The sequence below is a fragment of the Streptomyces yatensis genome (assembly GCF_018069625.1).
Classification (GTDB): domain Bacteria; phylum Actinomycetota; class Actinomycetes; order Streptomycetales; family Streptomycetaceae; genus Streptomyces; species Streptomyces yatensis.
Genome location: NZ_CP072941.1, coordinates 3,142,729 through 3,161,906, shown reverse-complemented (window position 1 = coordinate 3,161,906; position 19,178 = coordinate 3,142,729). Strand labels below are relative to the sequence as shown.

Annotated in this window: 21 protein-coding genes; 18 read left to right on the top strand and 3 right to left on the bottom strand. The window is 71.6% G+C overall.

The features are described from left to right. Window positions 1-6: 6 nt before the first annotated feature. A complete protein-coding gene (locus tag J8403_RS12685; protein ID WP_211123295.1) occupies window positions 7-2,097 on the top strand; it encodes an APC family permease in 2,091 nt (696 codons plus the stop codon). A 109-nt stretch (window positions 2,098-2,206) separates the two neighbouring features. After that, window positions 2,207-3,550, top strand: coding sequence for a class I SAM-dependent RNA methyltransferase (locus J8403_RS12680; protein WP_211123294.1), 1,344 nt, complete (start codon window positions 2,207-2,209; stop codon window positions 3,548-3,550). Between the two features lie 36 nt (window positions 3,551-3,586). On the opposite strand, the gene J8403_RS12675 is transcribed toward J8403_RS12680, so the two are convergent. Then, window positions 3,587-4,528 carry a hypothetical protein gene (locus J8403_RS12675; RefSeq protein WP_211123293.1) on the bottom strand — a complete coding sequence of 314 codons (942 nt, stop codon included), beginning with the start codon at window positions 4,526-4,528 and terminating at the stop codon, window positions 3,587-3,589. Window positions 4,529-5,204: 676 nt separating this feature from the next. On the opposite strand from J8403_RS12675, the gene J8403_RS12670 reads away from it, so the two are divergent. Together J8403_RS12670 and J8403_RS12665 are read left to right on the top strand one after the other, a co-directional pair. After that, window positions 5,205-5,996, top strand: a complete 792-nt coding sequence (locus tag J8403_RS12670; protein ID WP_237511853.1) for a helix-turn-helix domain-containing protein — start codon at window positions 5,205-5,207, stop codon at window positions 5,994-5,996. Window positions 5,997-6,083: 87 nt separating this feature from the next. After that, a complete protein-coding gene (locus J8403_RS12665; protein WP_211123292.1) occupies window positions 6,084-6,872 on the top strand; it encodes a helix-turn-helix domain-containing protein in 789 nt (262 codons plus the stop codon). An 81-nt stretch (window positions 6,873-6,953) separates the two neighbouring features. Here the strand turns inward: J8403_RS12665 and J8403_RS12660 are convergent, their stop codons facing one another. After that, a complete protein-coding gene (locus tag J8403_RS12660; protein WP_159037864.1) occupies window positions 6,954-7,112 on the bottom strand; it encodes a hypothetical protein in 159 nt (52 codons plus the stop codon). On the opposite strand from J8403_RS12660, the gene J8403_RS12655 reads away from it, so the two are divergent. After that, window positions 7,104-7,964, top strand: coding sequence for an IclR family transcriptional regulator (locus J8403_RS12655; RefSeq protein ID WP_425519781.1), 861 nt, complete (start codon window positions 7,104-7,106; stop codon window positions 7,962-7,964). The two genes, J8403_RS12660 and J8403_RS12655, sit on opposite strands and share 9 nt — an antisense overlap. A gap of 32 nt (window positions 7,965-7,996) precedes the next feature. On the opposite strand, the gene J8403_RS12650 is transcribed toward J8403_RS12655, so the two are convergent. After that, entirely contained in the window at window positions 7,997-8,446 is a 450-nt protein-coding gene (locus J8403_RS12650; protein ID WP_211123291.1) for a DUF6269 family protein, read from the bottom strand. A 420-nt stretch (window positions 8,447-8,866) separates the two neighbouring features. Here J8403_RS12650 and J8403_RS12645 point away from each other — a divergent pair, with 420 nt between their 5' ends. The 13 genes from J8403_RS12645 (at window position 8,867) to J8403_RS12585 (ending at window position 19,111) form a co-directional block, all read left to right on the top strand. Further along, complete coding sequence (locus J8403_RS12645; protein WP_211123290.1) at window positions 8,867-9,640, top strand: thioesterase II family protein; 774 nt, start codon at window positions 8,867-8,869, stop codon at window positions 9,638-9,640. A 116-nt stretch (window positions 9,641-9,756) separates the two neighbouring features. Beyond that, window positions 9,757-10,008, top strand: a complete 252-nt coding sequence (locus J8403_RS12640; protein ID WP_211123289.1) for an acyl carrier protein — start codon at window positions 9,757-9,759, stop codon at window positions 10,006-10,008. A 40-nt stretch (window positions 10,009-10,048) separates the two neighbouring features. Next, entirely contained in the window at window positions 10,049-11,299 is a 1,251-nt protein-coding gene (locus J8403_RS12635) for a beta-ketoacyl-[acyl-carrier-protein] synthase family protein (RefSeq protein WP_078644277.1), read from the top strand. After that, on the top strand, window positions 11,296-12,429 hold the full coding sequence (locus tag J8403_RS12630; protein WP_211123288.1) for a beta-ketoacyl synthase N-terminal-like domain-containing protein: 1,134 nt from the start codon (window positions 11,296-11,298) through the stop codon (window positions 12,427-12,429). Before J8403_RS12635 ends, J8403_RS12630 begins: the two co-directional genes overlap by 4 nt. Beyond that, complete coding sequence (locus J8403_RS12625; protein ID WP_211123287.1) at window positions 12,426-13,376, top strand: beta-ketoacyl synthase N-terminal-like domain-containing protein; 951 nt, start codon at window positions 12,426-12,428, stop codon at window positions 13,374-13,376. Before J8403_RS12630 ends, J8403_RS12625 begins: the two co-directional genes overlap by 4 nt. Next, window positions 13,376-14,227 (top strand): alpha/beta fold hydrolase, encoded by an 852-nt coding sequence (locus J8403_RS12620; protein ID WP_211123286.1) that lies wholly within the window; start codon window positions 13,376-13,378, stop codon window positions 14,225-14,227. Before J8403_RS12625 ends, J8403_RS12620 begins: the two co-directional genes overlap by 1 nt. After that, window positions 14,227-15,222 (top strand): acyl-CoA thioesterase family protein, encoded by a 996-nt coding sequence (locus tag J8403_RS12615; RefSeq protein WP_211123285.1) that lies wholly within the window; start codon window positions 14,227-14,229, stop codon window positions 15,220-15,222. Before J8403_RS12620 ends, J8403_RS12615 begins: the two co-directional genes overlap by 1 nt. Before the next feature lie 5 nt (window positions 15,223-15,227). Continuing rightward, window positions 15,228-16,313, top strand: a complete 1,086-nt coding sequence (locus tag J8403_RS12610; protein WP_211128217.1) for a beta-ketoacyl synthase N-terminal-like domain-containing protein — start codon at window positions 15,228-15,230, stop codon at window positions 16,311-16,313. 30 nt (window positions 16,314-16,343) lie between these two features. Then, the gene (locus J8403_RS12605) at window positions 16,344-16,619 is read left to right on the top strand and encodes an acyl carrier protein (RefSeq protein ID WP_211123284.1); all 276 of its coding nucleotides are present in this window, start codon (window positions 16,344-16,346) and stop codon (window positions 16,617-16,619) included. Continuing rightward, window positions 16,616-17,026: a 3-hydroxyacyl-ACP dehydratase FabZ family protein gene (locus tag J8403_RS12600; RefSeq protein WP_211123283.1), complete on the top strand. Its 411-nt coding sequence runs from the start codon at window positions 16,616-16,618 to the stop codon at window positions 17,024-17,026. Before J8403_RS12605 ends, J8403_RS12600 begins: the two co-directional genes overlap by 4 nt. Then, entirely contained in the window at window positions 17,023-17,532 is a 510-nt protein-coding gene (locus J8403_RS12595) for a 3-hydroxyacyl-ACP dehydratase FabZ family protein (protein WP_211123282.1), read from the top strand. Before J8403_RS12600 ends, J8403_RS12595 begins: the two co-directional genes overlap by 4 nt. Before the next feature lie 55 nt (window positions 17,533-17,587). Then, window positions 17,588-18,334, top strand: coding sequence for a 3-oxoacyl-[acyl-carrier-protein] reductase (gene fabG / locus J8403_RS12590; RefSeq protein WP_211123281.1), 747 nt, complete (start codon window positions 17,588-17,590; stop codon window positions 18,332-18,334). Window positions 18,335-18,394: 60 nt separating this feature from the next. After that, window positions 18,395-19,111, top strand: a complete 717-nt coding sequence (locus J8403_RS12585) for a 2-hydroxychromene-2-carboxylate isomerase (protein WP_211123280.1) — start codon at window positions 18,395-18,397, stop codon at window positions 19,109-19,111. Window positions 19,112-19,178: the final 67 nt, after the last annotated feature.

The window sequence follows — 19,178 nt, the reverse complement described above, 5'->3', positions numbered from 1 at the left end:
CTCTGCGTGTCCAAACTGACCGACCTCCCGAAACGGATCCTGATCGGGCGGGCCCTGCGCAGCGACAAGCTGGGGGAAACTCTCCTCCCCAAGCGCATCGCGCTCCCCGTCTTCGCCTCCGACCCCCTGTCCTCCGTCGCGTATGCGCCGGGGCAGGTGATGATCGTTCTGTCCGTGGCGGGTGCGTCGGCCTACCACTACAGCCCGTGGATCACGATCGCCATCATCGTGCTGATGTTCACGGTGGTGGCCTCGTACCGCCAGAACGTGCACGCGTACCCCAGCGGGGGTGGTGACTACGAGGTCGCCACCACCAACCTCGGCCCCAAGGCGGGTCTGACGGTCGCCAGCGCCCTGCTGGTCGACTACGTCCTCACGGTGGCGGTGTCGATCTCCTCCGGTGTGGAGAACCTCGGTTCGGCCGTCCCCTTCATCGTCGAGAACAAGACGCTGTGCGCGGTCGGGATCATCCTGCTGCTGACGCTCATGAACCTGCGGGGCGTACGGGAGTCGGGCAAGCTCTTCGCGATCCCCACCTATGTCTTCGTCGGCGGCGTCTTCGTGATGATCCTGTGGGGCGCCTACCGCGGGCTGGTCCTGGGTGACGACATGAAGGCCCCCACCGCGGGCTTCGAGGTCCACGCCGAGCAGACCGGGCTGGCCGGCTTCGCGCTGATCTTCCTGCTGCTGCGCGCGTTCTCCGACGGCTGCGCCGCCCTGACCGGTGTCGAGGCGATCAGCAACGGCGTGCCCGCCTTCCGCAAGCCCAAGAGCCGTAACGCGGCGACGACGCTGGCGCTGATGGGCGGCCTCGCCGTGACCATGTTCGTCGGCATCATCACGCTGGCCCTGGTGACCAACGTCAAGATGGCCGAGAACCCCGCGCACGACCTGCTGAAGAACGGCACCCCGCTCGGCGCCGACTACACCCAGAACCCGGTGATCTCGCAGGTCGCGGCCGCCGTCTTCGGCGACGGCTCGTTCCTCTTCGTAGTGCTGGCCGCGGCCACCGCGCTGGTGCTCTTCCTGGCCGCCAACACCGCGTACAACGGCTTCCCGCTGCTCGGCTCGATCCTGGCCCAGGACCGCTATCTGCCCCGTCAGCTGCACACCCGCGGCGACCGGCTCGCCTTCTCCAACGGCATCGTGCTGCTGGCCTCGGCCGCCGCCGTCCTGGTCTACCTCTACGGAGCCGACTCCACCCGGCTGATCCAGCTCTACATCGTCGGCGTCTTCGTCTCCTTCACCCTCAGCCAGACCGGCATGGTGCGGCACTGGAACCGCCATCTGGCCACCGAGCGGGACCCGAACGCCCGCCGCCGGATGGTCCGCGCCCGCGCGATCAACACCTTCGGGGCCTTCTTCACCGGCCTGGTGCTGGTCGTGGTGCTGCTGACGAAGTTCACCCACGGCGCCTGGGTCGCCCTGCTCGGCATGGTCATCTTCTACGTCACCATGACAGCCATCAGGCGCCACTACGACGGCGTCTCCGAGGAACTCGCGGCGGCCACCGAACAGCTCGACGAGGAGGAGGTGCGCCCCTCCCGGGTGCACTCCCTGGTGCTGGTCTCCAAGGTCCACAAGCCGACGCTGCGCGCCCTGGCCTACGCCAAGCTGATGCGCTCGCACCGGCTGGAGGCGCTGAGCATCAACGTCGACCCCGCCGAGACCAAGGCGCTGCAGCGGGTGTGGCAGGAGCGCGGCATCGATGTGCCGCTGAAGATCCTCGACTCGCCCTACCGCGAGATCACCCGGCCGGTCATCGACTACGTCAAGAGCCTGCGCCGGGAGAGCCCGCGCGATGTGGTCTCCGTCTTCATCCCCGAGTACGTGGTCGGCCACTGGTACGAGCATCTGCTGCACAACCAGAGCGCGCTGCGGCTCAAGGGGCGGCTGCTGTTCACCCCGGGCGTCATGGTGACCTCCGTGCCGTGGCAGCTGGACTCCTCCGAACTGGCCCGGAAGCGGGCGCGCAAGCGGGCCGAGTGGAACGCCCCGGGGGCGGTGCGGCGCGGTCCGGTGATCCCGGCCAAGCGGGAGAAGGGCGAGAAGGGGTCCAAGGGCGAGAAGCCGGGCGTCACCTCGCAGGTTCCCTGACGGCGGCCCCGGGGCATCGGGGCGTGACGGGGTGGGCGCGGGCGCGACGTAGACTGGTGGGCTGTTGTCCCACCGCGCCCCCTCACCCCCTCTGGAGCCTGAACCCGCCATGCAAAGTGAACCCAAGGCATCGCTGGTCGGCGAGGAGTACGAGGTCGAGGTCGGCCCGGTGGCGCACGGCGGCCACTGCATCGCCCGGACCGGCGAGGGCCAGGTGCTCTTCGTCCGGCACGCGCTGCCCGGTGAGCGGGTCGTCGCCCGGGTGACCGAGGGCGAGGAGGGCGCGCGCTTCCTGCGCGCCGACGCGGTGCGGGTGCTGGACGCCTCCAAGGACCGGGTCGAGGCGCCGTGCCCGTTCGCCGGCCCCGGCAAATGCGGCGGCTGCGACTGGCAGCACGCGGCCCCCGGCGCCCAGCGCAGGCTGAAGGCCGAGGTGATCACCGAGCAGCTGGCCCGGCTGGCGGGGCTCACCCCCGCGGAGGCGGGCTGGGACGGCACGGTCGAGCCCGCGCCCGGCGACAAGGTGGCCCGCGGCGAGGTCCCGGCCTGGCGCACCCGGGTGCAGTACGCGGTGGACGAGCAGGGCCGGCCCGGACTGCGCCGCCACCGCTCGCACGAGGTCGAGCCGATCGACCACTGCCTGATCGCCGCCCCCGGCGTCACCGAACTCGGCGTCGAGAAGCGGGAATGGCCGCAGATCGCCGGCGTGGAGGCCATCGCCGCCACCGGCTCCTCCGACCGTCAGGTCGTCCTCACCCCGCGCCCCGGCGGCCGGTTGCCGATCGTCGAGCTGGACCGGCCGGTCTCGGTGCTGCGGGTCAGCGAGTCCCGCGGCCGTGAGCGGACCCGTCTGGTGCACCGCGTCCACGGCCGCCCCTTCGTCCGCGAGCGCGCGGCGGGCCGCACCTGGCGGGTCGGCGAGGCCGGCTTCTGGCAGGTTCACCCCAAGGCGGCGGACGTCCTGGTCGAGGCCGTCATGCAGGGCCTGATGCCCCGCCAGGGCGAGACGGCCCTCGACCTGTACTGCGGGGTGGGCCTTTTCGCGGGTGCGATCGCCGAGCGGGTGGGGGAGCGCGGCGCGGTCCTGGGCATCGAGTCGAGCAAGCGCGCGGTCGAGGACGCCCGGCACAACCTCCAGGACCTGGACCGCGTCCGCGTCGAGCACGGCAAGGTCGAGCAGGTGCTGCCCCGCACCGGCATCACCGAGGCCGACCTCATCGTCCTGGACCCGCCCCGCGCGGGCGCGGGCAAGGAGACGGTGACCCGCCTCGCGGCCCTGGGCGCCCGCCGCATCGTCTACGTCGCCTGCGACCCGGCGGCACTCGCCCGCGACCTGAAGTACTTCCGCGAGGAGGGCTACTCCCCGCGCCGCACGCGGGCCTTCGACCTCTTCCCGGTGACGCACCATGTGGAGTGCGTCGTGGTGCTGGAGCCCGTGCGCGAGGGGCGCTGAGGCGCGAGGCGCCGGCCTCGGCGCGCCCGCGCGGTGTCAGCCGGGCGGGGCGGTGGCCACTTCGGGGTGGGTCCGGGACGGGCCCCGGGTGAGCGTCCACATCATCGCGCCGCCCGCCGCGACGGCGCACAGGTGCAGGGCGATCGCGAGGCCCAACTGCTCGGGGAGCGTGACGTCCGGGGGTGCCGCGATCGCGACGTACAGCGTGAAGGGCAGCTTCCAGCCGCTCCACGCGAAGAGTGATCCCGAGCCGAGCCAGCCGAGGACCGACGGCAGCCAGCCGGGGAGCCGTCCGGGTCCTTCGCGGCCCGGTCGCGCCACGGCGAACGCGGCGACCAGCGCCCAGGTGCCGCAGATCCCGCACAGCAGGCGCCAGGTGGCGCGGCCCTCGTCGGGGTGGGCGAGCCCGGCGGTGCCGCCCGCCGCCCAGTACAGCCACATCAGCCCGACGGCGGCACCGAGGACCACGGCCGCCCGGCCGAGCGGTGAGGGCCCGCCGCCCCGGCCGGCGAACGCCTCCGGCCAGCGCCTGCGCAGATAGGCGGGGAGTGCGAGGGTGAGGCCCAGGCCCATGCCGATGAAGCCGAACTGGATCAGGGCCGCCTCCCAGCCGGGCATCTTGGGGTCGTTGTCGCCCCCGGTGGTGTCCGGCTCCGACAGCAGCGAGTCGGCCAGCGCGTACGGCAGCATCGACACCAGGAACCCCGCGCCGACCCAGGCGCAGAACACCAGCGGCACTCCGGGCAGCCGCATCCCCCAGGGCCGGGCCAGCGCCAGCCCGAGAGTGATCCCGACGACCGCCATGCCGACCGTCACGGTGTTGAGCACCACCCACTCGGCGAGTCCGAACCCGGCCCCGACCGGCGCCAGTCCGAGCAGTGAGCCCACCACCCATGACACCTTGATCACGGCATACGGGGCCATGGCGGCGGCGCCCCCGTACGCGGCCAGCCGCCCCATCCGGTCCCACCGGTCCATCGAGGTCTCCTTCTGTGCGTTGCGATCATCTTCGCGCTCGGCGTCGGGGACCGCCTCCCTCTCCGGGACCATCCGGCTCCGCCGCACGGGGGAGCCGGATTCGTTCCCCGGCAGGACGGGGCGGGGAACGGAAAGCACGGCCGAATTCATTCCGTCTGCGCGGCTGATTTCTTCATCGCTCAACAAAAAGGGGTTCAATTCATGGCGCTTTTCGGCCGGTGTCGCCGACCGAAAATGCCTGGCGTTGATGTGGTCATTGCTGCCTACTGTGGCGTAAGGTGCTCGATCGGCCCCTGGGGCTGTGCCATCACGTGATCACCGTAGGCAACAAGGTGCCTGTGAGGGGGCGGCGTTGGCCTCAAGAGGACACTGGTGTGGCGAAGGGTGACGGTGTGTGTGCGGTGCGGTGCGAAAGAGAGGGGGAGCCGTTCCGCTTAGGGGGTCGGTGCGCAGCAACCTGACAGCGACGGCGCATCGGTGCACGCTTTCGCGGAAAACGGTCGTTTACTTGTTCTTTGGCTGGTGAGCGCCTTGACCTGCTTACGGTTGACCCAATCTGTTCGCTCAATCTAGTGTCCAATACACTGCTGCGCACGGCGTCATTCCGCTCGGCCGAATTCTCAGGGCTCGGCGGGTGATGATGAGCCGGTGCATGCCAATCGACGGGGGAGTCGGGATGGGTGTGGCAATTGATCCACGTGGTATTGATCCACGTGGTGCCGACGAGAAGGTGGAGCGGGCCGACGAGTCGGCCTCTCATCTGGAACAGGCGCTGTTGCAGGCGCGCAAGCTGATCGAGTCCACGGTCCTGCTGCACTCGCGCAGGCTGACGACGCCGTCCCCGGTGGTGCGCACCGACGGTGCCCGGCTCGGCGACTCGCTCGCCCAGCTCATCGCCGGGGCCCGGTACTCGGTGTCCGTGACCCTCACCGGCGCGGGCGTCTTCGAGAGCGCCGTGACCGAGGAGCTGGACCGCACTCCGAGCCGGGCGGTGGTCCGGGTGCTGTGCAATGTGCCGGCCGCGGAGGGAGTGGCCGAGCGGCTGCGTCCGCTCACCCGGGTCCGTCCCGAAGTGCGCGTCTCGCAGAGCGAGTTACGCGGCATCGTGGTGGTCGACGGCGCCTCGGCACTGGTGCAGACGCAGGTCCAGGAGCCGGAGGGGCAGGTCGCCGTCGTCAACGACCTGGGCGCGGTACGGGCCTTGGAGCTCCTCTTCGCCGGCGCCTGGTCCCGGGGTCGGAAGCTGGCGGATCACCTCGGGCTCGCGCCGAGGCTGCGCACGGAGTTCGCCCGGACCGTGCTGGAGGCCCTGCGCGCCGGTCACACCGATGAGACCGCGGCGCGGGGGATCAATGTGTCGCTGCGCACCTATCGTCGGCATGTCGCGGAGATCATGCGGGAGCTGGACGCCAGCTCGCGCTTCCAGGCCGGGGCGCGCGCGGTCGAGCTCGGCCTGCTCGCCGACTGAGGGCGAACGACACAACGCTGTCGGGACCGGGCCGTCACGGGGGACCCCGGCGGCCCGCTGATCCACATCTTCAGGGGGATGGTTGGCATGTCCGGTTGGCGCGAGGACGAACTCGAAAAGGCCCTGTTGGAAGCGAAGGCGCGCATCGAGTCGATGGTTGCGCTGCACCGGGACCGCAGCTCCCAGGAGCAGCTCATCACCGTGGTCGACAACGCCTATGACGTCGTGCTGGAGACGGCCGCGGGCCTCGTCAAGGAGGCGACGAGCAGCATCGACATCATCCACGCGCGACGGCCGTCCAGGGCCGACCGGATCCAGCGGCGCAGCGATCAGGACGAGCGGGACCTGCTCTACGGCGCCCAGGAGGGCGTGGCGATCCGGCTGCTGACCACGCCCACGCTGCTGGACGACGACTTCGTCCGCGAACAGCTGGGCCGGGAGCGGCCCGTGGCCATCCGGGTGGCCCATATGCCGCCGCTCCAGGCGCTCGTCGTGGACGACAGTGTCGCGCTCGTCGTGGCCGAGTCGGCGGCCGGCCGGCGGACCTCGGTGATCCGGGTGGCGGAACTGCTGCACTCGCTGCGCATGCTCTTCGACAGCATCTGGAAGGACGCCTTCCGGGCCGGGGAGCGGTTTGTCTTCGGGGACCGCACCCGGGCGGCGTTCGCCCGCCGCATCCTGAGATACCTCCAGGCCGGGGTCACCGACGAGGTCGCGGCCCGCGAACTCACCGTTTCGGTGCGCACCTACCGGCGCTACGTCGCCGACATCATGTCCCAGCTCGGTGCCAACTCCCGCTTCCAGGCCGGGGTTCGTGCCGCTGAGCTGGGGCTTCTTCCGCCCACGCCCGGGGCGGAGCCGGGCGGCCGGGGCTAGGGCCGATCGGCCCGGGCGCCCTGGCAGTTTCCTGTCTCCGGCGTTGCCCGGCTCCCGGGCCGTCCGATTTGATGGGGCGTATCAGAGCGGGGGACCGGCGAGCGGCAGCTCCCGCCCCGTCCCGGCGGCCGGTTGCCACTTCTGCGAGCCGTCGGTGTGCGGGATTCCGGCGCCGCGCGGCCCCGGAGCCTCGCGCCATCCGGTGTCCGCCGTGCGGAAGGCGAGTCCTCCATGAGTCACATGCCGATCGGTCCGGTATATCGGCGCGCCGACGCCGACGGGGCGGGAGCGATGGGCGTCGCGTCGCGGCCGCTGCCCCTGAGCGGCGTCGGTGTGCTCGACAAAGCGTCCATGATTCTCAGCGTGGTTGAGCAGCGCCCCGCCAGCCTCGCCCAGGTGGTGGCGATCAGTGGGCTGCCGCGCCCCACCGTCTACCGGATCGCCACCGCCCTGGAACGGCTCGAACTGCTGAGCCGGGACGCGCACGGCCGGTTCCTGCCCGGTGCCAGGATCGGCCACGCCGGGGCCGGGCAACCGCGCGACCGGCTGGAGCACATCGCGGAGGGCGTGCTGGCCGAACTGCACGCGCTCACCGGCCTCAACGCCCGGGTGCACCGCCGCCGCGACGCCGTGCACATCTGCGTGGCCAGCTCGGCCGACCCGGTCACCGGACAGGACGCGGTCCCGCTGGGCACGGCCCGCCCCGTCAAGTCCGGTCCCGTCGCCCAGGTGCTCCTCGCCTGGGAGGACCCGGACGAGCTGTACGCGGGGCTGCGCGGAGCACGCTTCAACGCGGCACAGCTGGCGCTGGTGCGGCAGCGCGGCTGGGCGCACGGGCCCGATGTGATGGTGCTGGACGAGCATGTGCTCGCCGTCCCGGTCCGGGACGGCGATGGCCGGGTCTCCGCCGCGCTCGTGCTGTCCGGTCCGCGGTCGAGGATGGCGAAGCTCCCCGAACGCGGGGTGCGGAACACGGTCATCGACGCCGCCGCCGGGCTGACCGAGACGCTGCCGCGGCAGTCCGCCCGCCCCCGACTGCGGAGCGTGCCGCCCCGGTCCGTCGGCACCACGGGGGGCTGGGCCGCCCGGTGACGGGCTGACCGCACCGGACCCCGGAACCACCCTCACGGGCCCCCGGCGGGGGCGTCACTCCCCGGCCCCGATCCGCCCGGCCCCGGTCCGTCCGGCCCCGGTCCGTCCGGCCCCGGTCCGTCCGGCCCCGATCCGTCCGGCCCCGGTCCGTCCGGCCCCGGTCCGTCCGGCCCCGGTCCGTCCGGCCCCGATCCGTCCGGCCCCGGTCCGTCCGGCGCGCCTGGCCCGTCCGGCGCGCCCGGCCCGTCCGGCCCCGGACCGCCCGCCGCCTGGCCGTCGGTGGCCTTCCCCTCGGCCGGGGCTTCCGTCCCCGGGCACGGCTGCCCCGTCAGGGCGTCGACGAATCGCTCCAGCAGCTCGTCCCAGGGCGCCCCGCAGTCGCGCAGACACGTCTCCTGGTCGCGGGCGATCTGCTCCTCCAGACGGGCCAGGAACGCCCAGGGAGGCTCGGCCGCGGCCGGAGAGGTCGGGTCGTGAGTCATCGGGCGGCTCGCTGGGTGGTGGGGACGGGGACGATGCAGAGGATCTCCTGCGCATCCTGCCCTGCCCGGGCGCCCGTGATCCATCGTGACACCGCCTGCGCCGCGCACTGGCAACAAGCTGTTATGCCGCGCCCGCGAGGCCCCTCCGGCCGCTCCGGGCCCGCTTCCGGAGCCCTCCCTGGCACCTTCCTGAAGGGGACGTTGAGGCGCGCGGTGGGCCTGGTTAGAAAGGTGTCCCGGGTCCTACGGCCCGCCGCACCGCGGGCGGCGTAGTCGACCCGGCGGTGGGGCCCTTCCCCGCGACCCGCCGCCGAACACCTCATGGGGCACCGGCAGCGAGCCCACCGGGAGCGTGTCCGCTCCCGGGAGGCGGGCCGGCCGCCGCCCCGGCAGCGGGAGACAGCCATGAGGAGAGCGACGATGACATCGTCCGGCAGTGCCCGAACCACCCGGTGGTTCCGGCGGTACCCGGCGGCCGGACAGCCGCGGGCGCGGCTGGTCTGTCTGCCCCACGCGGGCGGGGCCGCGACGTTCTTCCACACCTGGGGCGGCGCGCTGGGCCCCGGCGTCGAGGTGCTGGCCACCCGGTATCCGGGCCGCCAGGAGCGGATCGCCGAACCGTGTGCCACCAGCATGGCCGAGCTCGCCGACCCGCTGGCCGCGGAGCTGCTTCCCCTCCTCGACGTCCCGGTGGCCTTCTTCGGCCACAGCATGGGAGCGTCGCTCGCCTATGAACTGGCCCTGCGTCTCCAGCCGGAGCACGCGGACCGCCTGGCCGGCCTCTTCGTCTCGTCCCGCGAGGCGCCCCATCTGGTCACCCCCAAGGAGATCCACCTCGGCACGGACGACGAGCTGATCGCCGAGGTGGCGCGGCTCGGGGGCGCGGACGCCGCGCTGCTGGCCGACCCCGGGATCCGGGACATCGTGCTGCCGTCCGTACGGGCCGACTTCCGGATCGCGGGCACCTACCGGGCCGCGGCCCCGCGGCCCGTCGGCTGTCCGGTCGTGGCCTATGCCGGAGACCGGGACCCGGGTGCCGGGGAGAACGAGATGAGGCACTGGTCCGAGGTCGCCGGACATTCCTTCGACATGCGTGTCCTGCCCGGTGGCCATTTCTACCTGAATGCCGAGCGGGATTCCCTGACGAACGACATCAGAAGGCGCCTGGACGAAGCAGTGTTGGCACCTTCCTGACGCAAGGCGTGCACATCACATTCCCGTACTGCGATGGTTTCGAGTGCGGGAACGCAATAGGAGCGCCGAACGGGGGGATTCCGCCCGGCGGCAATGACCGAGAGGTTGAATTCATCATGCCTACCCTTACCGAAGAGCGCGCTGAGAAGATCAAGGAAATCGTCTGCGAGATCCTCGAGCTCGAAGAGGACGAGGTCACCGAGACCAGCCTCTTCCGCGAGGACCACGACGCCGACTCGCTGCGCGCCATCGAGATCCTCGCCTCGCTGGAGAAGGAGTTCAAGGTCGTCATCGACCAGTCCGAGCTCGCCCGCATGGTCAACCTCAAGGGTGTCAACGAGGTCGTCGCCGAGTCAGCCGGCTGGTAATCCCTTCCGCTGTTCAAGCCGAGACTGGTTGGAGGTTTCGATGACTGCTCCCGCGCGCGACGGTTCCGCCGTCGCGACTCACAGAGTGGTTCTTACCGGGTTTGGCGTCTTCTCCAGCATCGGAGTGGGCGCCGCCGAGTTCGCCGAGGGGCTTCGCTCCGGCCGCAGCGGAGCGAAGCCGATCACCGCCTTCGACACCGAGGGGTTCGCCCACGCCAAAGGCTGCGAAATTGTCGACTTCGAACCGGAGAAGTGGATACGCAATCTGGATGTGGCGGAACTCGGCCGGGCCAGTCAGTTCTCGGCCGCCGCGGCCCGCATGGCCGTCGAGGACGCGAATCTCGACCTCGACGTACTGAGAGAGCAGCGCGGTCTCATCTCGATAGGCACCACCGATGGGGAGTCCTTCGATCTGGACCAGCTCGTGGAAAGCCAGATCGCCCACGGTCCGGAGAAGATGGACTCCACCATCGCGCGCCGCGTGCGGGCCGGCCGCCTCTCCGCGGCCGTCGCCCATGAACTCGGGCTGACGGACGTCGAAGCGGTGACGATCCCGACGGCCTGCGCCGCGGGCAACTACGCGATCGGCTACGGCTTCGACGCCGTACGCACCGGTGAGGTGGACTTCGCCCTCTGTGGCGGCGCCGACGCCATGTGCCGCAAGACCTTCGCCGGCTTCTACCGGCTCGGCACCATCGCTCCCGAGCTGTGCCAGCCGTTCGACGTCGACCGCAAGGGCATCCTCACCGGCGAGGGGGCGGGCGTGCTCGTCCTGGAGAGCCTGGAGTCCGCCCTGGCCCGGGGCGCCCGCATCTACGCGGAGGTCCTCGGCTACGGCCTGAACTGCGACGCCTACCACCAGGTCGCCCCCAACCAGAGCAGCGTCGCCCGCTGCATGGCGCTCGCCCTGGACAACGCGGGCGTCAAGCCCGGCGAGGTCGACCTGGTCTCCGCGCACGGCACCGGAACCAAGGCCAACGACGTCACCGAGGCCCGCGCCATCCGCGAGGTGTACGGCGCCGCCCCGCCGCGGACCATCTCCATCAAGTCGATGCTCGGCCACACCATGGGCGCCGCCAGCGCCCTCGCCGCGATCGCCTGCTCGCTGGCGATCGTGCACCGCTTCATCCCGCCGACCATCAACCACACCGCCACCGACCCCGAATGCGAGGTCGACTGCGTGCCCAACGAGGCGGTCGAGGCGGACCTGCGGATCGTGCAGAACAACGGTCTCGCCTTCGGCGGCAACAACGCGGTCGTCATCCTGGGCAAGTACGAGGAGCACCGATGAGCCGCTGGCCCATCACCGGAGTCGGAGCCGTCGCCAGCGTCGGAGCCGACCCGGCGCAGATTTTCGACAACCTCTGCCAGGGGCGGAGCGGGCTGCACAGCCTGCGCGGCTTCAACCGCGACTGGTACAACGCGGACCTGCTGTACGAGGTGGACGACCGGCCCGCACCGGGCACCGATGTCGCCGGCCGGGCCACCGCCCTGCTGACCACGGCGGTCGGGCAGGCGCTGGACGACGCCGGGCTGCCCCGGGACCTGCGCGGGGTGCCCGTGCTCATCGGCACCGGGCTGCGCGAGCTGCGCTCACTGGAGCTGTGGTGGCGCGACGGACAGGACTTCGACGCCGGACGCATGCACTTCGGCACCGCGCTGCGGGAACGGTTCGGCGCCGATGACACCACCACCATCTCCAACGCCTGCTCCGCCTCCCTGTACTCGCTGGCCCTCGGCGTGGACCTGCTGGAGTACCAGGGAGCCGACACCGTCGTGGTGGCGGGCGTCGACGTGATCACCGAGAGCATGTTCGGCCTCTCCGACCGGCTCCAGCTCGATCCGCCGGACGCGCTGCGCCCGTTCGACCGGGACCGCAAGGGCACCGTGATGGGCGAGGGCGCCGCCGCGATCGTGCTGCGCCGCGACGACGTCGGCGGCGGGCACGGCTGGGTGCGCGGCGTGGGCATCAACTGCGACGCCTACCACGCCACCGCGCCCGACGCCGGTGGGATCGCCCTGGCCATCAAGGACGCCCACAGCCGGGCGGGCGTCAAACCCGAGGACGTGGAACTGGTGATGGTGCACGGCACGGGCACCCCGCTCAACGACGCCGCCGAGGCCACCGCACTGCGGGAGGTGTACGGCGACCAGCTGGGCCGCCCCGTGATGACCGGGGTCAAGTCGATGACCGGGCACACCTCCGGCGCCTCCGGGGTGCTCAGCCTCATCGTCGCCCTGCGCGCCATGCGGGAAGGCCGCGTGCCCCCGATCACCGGGCTCGATCATCCGGCCCCGGAGACCGAGGGATTCCGGATCGTCCGCGGCACCGCCCGGCAGGCCGATGTCTCCCTCGCCCAGATCGACGCCTTCGGCTTCGGCGGCATCAACGCCGTGGCGGTAGTGGAGGCGGCCCGATGAACGCCGTTCTGACCGGAGTCGGGCTCGCCATGCCCGGCGTCGCCACCCCGAAGGACCTGCTGGCCCCCGTCCCCGACGGCGCGGAACCGGTGGACCCCGCCGCCCGTATCGGCAAGAAGGGGCTGCGCTTCAAGGACCGCGCCACCCAGCTCGCGCTGGCCTGCGCCAACGAGGCGCTGACGGACGCGGGACTGCTCGGCCCCGAGGGGCTCACGGTCCCCGGGGAGACCGTCGCCGTCCTCGTGGCCTCCAACTACGGCAATGTGGACACCGTCTGCTCGGTCGTGGACACCATCGCGGCCGACGGGGCCACCGGCGGCGTCAGCCCCATGGACACCCCCAACGCGTCCAGCAACGTGATCGCCTCGACCCTCGCCATCAAGTACGGGCTGCGCGGCCCCAACCTGATGGTCTGCAACGGCGCCACCTCCGGCCTGGACGCGGTCCGCTGGGCCGCCGCCCTCGTCGGCGCGCGCCGCGCCGACCGGGCGCTGGTCCTGGCCGTCGAACCGGACAACGAGATGGTCCGCCGCCTCACCGGGGCCGACCGGATCGTGGACGGCGCCGCCGCCGTCGTCGTGGAGCGCCGGGCGGCCGCCGCCGTCCGCGGCGCCGAGGTCCGGGCCCAGGTCAGCTCCGCGGTCCGCGCCGGAAGCGTCGAGGCGTGCCTGGAACAGCTGGCCGGGGACGGTCGCACCCCGCCCGCCGCCTGGTTCGGCCCCGGCGACGGGCAGGGACTCACCTCCCCCGTACTGCCGTCCGGCACCGTCCACCATGCGCTGGCCGACGCCTTCGGCGAGGCATCGGCGGTTCTCGGGGTCCTCCAGTGCGCCGGAACCATCGGCTGGTACGCCGACGGTGGCGCCGGGCCCGTCTACGCCCTCGCCGGCGGCGACGGCGACGACGCCACGGCCGGACTCGCCCTCCTGGCACCGGGCCGGTCCTGATGGGTCAGGGTGAGACCGGCGCGGCCGGGGTCCGGGTTCCGGCGGGGCAGCCCTTGCTGCTGCGCCACGGCCCCGCGCGGGACGGGACCCGGCTGCGCGCCCTGTTCCTGCACGGTCTGGCCAGCAGCGGGGCGGTCTGGGACGGGCTGGCCCCGTATCTGCCGCCGGACCTGGAGACCTGGACCGCCGACCTGCCCTGGCGCGCCGACCACGTCCAGCCGTGGAGCCGCCGGCCGGAGCGGACCGACTGGATCGTCACGGCCCTGGAGCGGCTGCCGGATCCGCCCGATGTCGTGGTCGCCCACTCGTTCTCGGCGAACCAACTGCTCGATCTGCTCCACCGGGAGGCCGAGGCCGGCAACGACCCGCGCGAGCGGTACGGGATCCGGGGCGTCGTCCTCGTCTCACCGTTCTACCGGCGCTCACCGGACGACTTCGCCTGGGACTCCGTCTCGAGCATGCAGCGGGACTTCCTCCACATCATGGAGGAGGGGCTGCGCACCCACTCCTCCCGCCGGATCACCCCGGCGGTCCGGCGGCACATGGCGGAGCGGGTCTGCGAACGGGTCGGCCCCTACGGCTGGGTGCGGTTCTTCGAGCACTATCTGCGCACCCCCTGGCTCCGCACCGAACTGATCACCGTGCCCGCCCTGGTCGTGACCGGCCAGGACGACTTCGCCGCCGCCGAGAGCGCCCTGCTCGCGGCCGACCTCCCCGAGGCCGAGCTGCGTGCGGTGCCCGGGTGCGGTCACTACCCGATGTCCGAGCACGCGGAGTCGTTCTCCGCCCTGGTCGGCTCGTTCCTCCGGCGGCTCTCGGACCGGGCCGCCCCACACCTCACGGAGAAGTGATGTCGCAAGCCGTCAAGACGCTGCTGAACGAGTCGACCACGGTCGTCCTCAGCCCGGGATACGAGGGTGCCAACATCGGCACCATCATCGGTTTCAAGCACGTCAACTACCTGGTCGAGAAGGCCGTCATCGCCCACTTCCGGCGCAGCGGGCTCCCGGTCGGCAGGCTCTACGAGGAGCACGGCCTCGGATTCGACATCGTCGACATCGACTCCCGCCTCCAGACCGCGCTCATCGTCGATGACGAGGCGTCGGTCGAGGTGACCCCCGTGACCAAGGACGACGCCACCGAGCTGGCGTTCAAGGTCGCCATCACCGTCGAGCGTGACGGCGCACCCAAGAAGGCCGTGGCCTCCAAGGTCAAGGCCGTGCTGCGCCACGACGAGAACGATGTGCGGATGCTGCGCAGGCTGCCCGTGCCCGAGGGCCTGGAGCGGTTCGTCACCGCGCGCATCGGCGGCGCCGAGCCGGGACCGGCCGCGCCCGCGGTCACCGAGCAGCTGATCTCCGGCGCCTGCGCCGAGACCGACGCCGTGCTCGAACAGCTCCTGGCCGGAAAGAACGCGTACGGCTGGAAGTTCCGCATTCCCTACCCGTTCGTGCACTTCTTCGAGCGCCTCCAGATGTCGGGCTATCTGCGCCTGATGGAGGAGGCCAAGCACCGCTTCGTGGACGCGCGCGGCATCTCCATCCGGGCGCTGCTGGAGGAGAAGAACTGGATCCCCGCCGTCACCCACTCCCGGGTGACGCTGCTGGACGAGGCGCTCCTCGAAGAGGACCTCTACGTCGTCTACACCGTCGACAACGTCTTCAAGAACCTGCTCTACACCTCGCGCCTGGACACCTATGTGGTCCGTAACGGCCGCCTGGTGCAGACCTCCACCGGCACCATCACGCACGCCTACGGGGTGGTCGAGAACGGCAAGGAGGGCCGCCTGGTCACCTTCGACGAGCGGGTCCTGGACGCCTTCGGCGACGGCCGGAACCAGCCGTGACCGCGATGGCCACCGCGACACGCGGTCCCGTCATCGCGGGATGGTCGGCGGTGTCGCCGTACGGCATCGGCCGGGACGCCTTCGTCGAGGGCGCCCGGTCGGGCCGCGGGACGGCCACCGCGTCGGAGCCCGGCGGCGAGCCGGTCCCCGACGAACGGGTGTGCCTGGCCCGGGACCTGGTCATCAAGGAGGTGCTGGGCCGCAAGGGGACCCGGTCCATGGACCGGGTCACCGGGCTGGCCGTGGCGACCGTACGGGAACTGGTCACGGGAGCCGACGGTGCGACCGAGAGCGGCGCCGATGTCGCCCTCGTCCTGGGCACGACCACCGGAAGCGCCCAGAGCATGATGGACATCACCCGCGACACCCTCATCCACGAGAAGCCCTTCTACATCGACCCCTCGCACATCCCGAACGCCATCATGAACTGCCCCGCCGGGCAGTGCGCCATCTGGTACGGGCTGAAGGGGCCGAACACCACGGTCGCCGCCGGGCGTTCCTCCGGGCTGATCGCCCTCAACTACGCCCGGCGGCTGCTCGCTTCCGGACGCGCCATGACCGTCCTGTGCGGCGCCGTCGAGGAGTACTCCCCGGCCCGCGCCTGGCTCGAATGGCACACCCGGGGCGACGACGAGACCGGTGTCGTCCTCGGTGAGGGCTGTGCGGTGCTGCGGCTGCGGCCCGCCGAGGCCGTGGCCGACGGCGAGGGGCTCGCCGAGGTGCTCGCGGTCGAGGCCGGGGTGGCGGGCCCCGACGGGGCGGGCCCCGCCCTGGAGTCCGCCGTACGGCGCGCGCTGCGCCGGGCCGGGGCAGCGCGCGAGGACGTCTGGGCCGTATCCCCCTCGGGCCCGGCCGGCCTCCTCGGCGAGCAGGAACGGACCGCGCTGCGGGCCGGGTTCGCCGGTCACGAGGTGCGCTGGATCCCGCAGCCGGACACGATCGGCGACACCGCCGCCGCGACCGCCGCCTTCCAGATCGTCTCCGTGCTGACGGCGGCCCAGGACGACGACCGGGCCGCGGGCCGGCTGGCGGTGGTCACGTCCGTGGACCGTGACGGCGCGCTCGCCTGCGCACTCCTGCGCCTCCTGTGATCCCCCTTCCCGCTGTGTGAAAGGAACCCCATGTCCGTCACCTACTCCGACCCGGCCGGCGCGGCCCCGCTCGACATGGACGAACTGCGCGGCATCGTCGCCGACATCCTGGAGGTCGACGCCACCGACGTGGCCGACGACGCCGACTTCATGGAGGACCTGGAGGTCGACTCCCTGATGGCGCTCGAGGTCATCGTGGTCCTGGAGAAGAAGTACGGCGTCAAGTTCGCGGAGGCGGAGCTGCGCCAGGTGGTGTCGCTGCGCCAGGCGCACGATCTGCTGACACAGAAGCTGTACACCCGGTGACCGCCACGTCCACCAACAGCCCGGTGCGGGCCGAACCCGAGGTCGTGCGGCGGGCTTCGGAGGACGCCGGGAAGCCGGGGCTGAGCAGCGAGGTCCGGTTCCGCATCGAACCGGAGGAACCGGTCTTCGCCGGCCACTACCCGGACTTCCCGATCTTTCCCGGGGTGTGCGTGGTCGAGTGCGCCCACCGGGCGGCCCTCGCCACGGCCCCCGGGACCGCGGCCATCTCGCTGCGGTCCCTGGAATCCGCCCGCTTCATCGGCCCGGTCTTCCCCGGCGACGTCCTGACCGTCCGCGCCGATTGGAAGGCGGCCGACGGCGGCTGGACATACACGGCGACGGCCGCCACCGAGCGCGGTCCGTCCGCCAAGGTGCGGCTGGGCTTTCGTACGGAGGTCAGACCATGATCGACGCGGCCGGTATCAAGCGCCTGCTGCCGCATCGCCATCCGATGCTGCTGATCGACCGGGTGGTGGAGCTCGTCCCCGGTGACCGGCTGGTCGCGCTCAAGGCCATCACCTGCAACGAGCCCTGGTACCGCCACCTCGGCGAGGACGCGGCCCCGGAACGGTTCGCCTATCCGCAGACCCTGCTGGTCGAGTCCTGGGGCCAGGCCGCCGGGCTGCTCGCGGTGTGCGGCGCCGAGGCGACCGGCGGCCCGACCGCCCAGGTCATGCTGGCCGGCGCGATGTCCGGGGTGGAGTTCCACCGCCCGGTCCACCCCGGGGACGTGCTGGAGCACCGGGTGCGGCTCTTCCGGGCGCTCACCGACACCGTGATCTTCGAAGGCGAGACGCTGGTCGGCGGCGAGATCGCGCTGACCTTCTCCCGCATGGTGATGGCGTTCCGCCCCGGGGACCAGCTGCGCCCGCCGGCCGACGCCGACCAGGTCGCGGCCCCCGCCGTTTCATAGCCCCGGCCCGCGGCCGATCAGCGGGGCCCGCGGCCAACCAGGAGAGGGAACAGTCGTGCACAACAGTGAGTCCAGGGTCGCCCTCGTCAGTGGCGGATCCCGCGGCATCGGGCGGGAGGTGGTCCTGCGCCTGGCCCGGGACGGCTTCGACGTCGCCTACTGCTACCGGTCCGACGAGGCCGCGGCGAACGTCCTGGAGAAGGAGGTCCGGGAGCTCGGCGTCAAGGCGCTGGCCGTCCGCGCCGACGTCTCCGACATGGAGTCGGTCCGGTCGTTCGTCACCCGCACCGAGCAGACCCTCGGCCCGGTCGACGCCGCGGTCACCTCCGCCGGCATCACCCGGGACAACCCCCTGCTGATGATGGCCGACGAGGAGTGGAAGCAGGTCATCGGCACCAACCTCGACGGCGTCTACCACGTCTGCCGCGCCGTCATCTTCGAGATGATGAAGCGGAAGTCGGGCTCCATCGTGAACCTCTCGTCGGTGGCGGGGGTGTACGGCAACCCCACCCAGTCCAACTACTCGGCCTCCAAGGCGGGCATCATCGGCTTCTCCCGGTCGCTCGCCAAGGAGGTCGGCCGGTACGGCATCCGCACCAATGTGGTCGCCCCCGGCTTCATCGAGACCGACATGACGGCGGAACTGAGCGAGCAGGTGCGCAAGAAGGCCCTGCAGCAGATCCCGCTGAAGCGGCTTGGCCGGCCGGAAGAGGTCGCCGACCTCGTCTCCTACCTGGTCTCCGACCGGTCCGCCTACATCACCGGCGCCGTCTTCCAGATCGACGGCGGCATCACCATCTGACACCCCGACCGGTCCACGACCGGCCCCTGACCGACCGCTACCGGAAGGCGGAGCATCACCGTGCCCAAGCCCAAGAAGCCACCGAGGTGGTTCTTCTCGCTGCGCAGCCCGTACTCCTGGTTCGCCTACCTGGACCTGACCGAGCGCTACCCCGACGTGGCCGACGGAATGGACTGGATTCCGTTCTGGGAGCCCGACGCCATCACCCAGCAGATGCTGGACGAGGCCGATGTGGAGCTGCCCATCGTCGCCATGTCCCGGGCGAAGAACTTCTACATCCTCCAGGACCTCTCGCGGATCTCCAAGGCGCGCGGACTGCAGATGACCGTGCCGATCGACAAGGACCCCAACTGGGAGGTCTCCCACCTGGCCTACCTCGCCGCCCAGGAGGAGGGCCACGGCCGCCGCTTCATCGAGCTCACCTACCGGGCGCGCTGGCAGGAGGGCCGGGACATCACCCGGCGCGAGACGATGGCCGAGATCGCCGTGGAGCTGGGGCTGCCGGCCGAGCAGCTGGCGGACGCGTCGGACGACCCCGGGCTGCGCAAGCGGGGACTGGATTGCCTGGTCCAGTCGTATCAGGACGGCCTGTTCGGCGTTCCGTTCTTCGTCTACGGACGGGAGAAGTTCTGGGGCGCGGACCGGCTGACGTCCTTTGTCGCGGCCTTCCGCGGCCAACCTCTCCAGGAGGTCGAGAAAGGCTGGCAGCATCATGACGAGCTGCCCCAGTTTGCCGCTCCCGGTGGAGATACTGGACACGCAGGAGGCTGCGGCTAGACCGCTCGGTCACCACACCCGCCGAGAGAATTCGAGGCCGGGGCGGACGGGTCTCCCGCGGATTGTC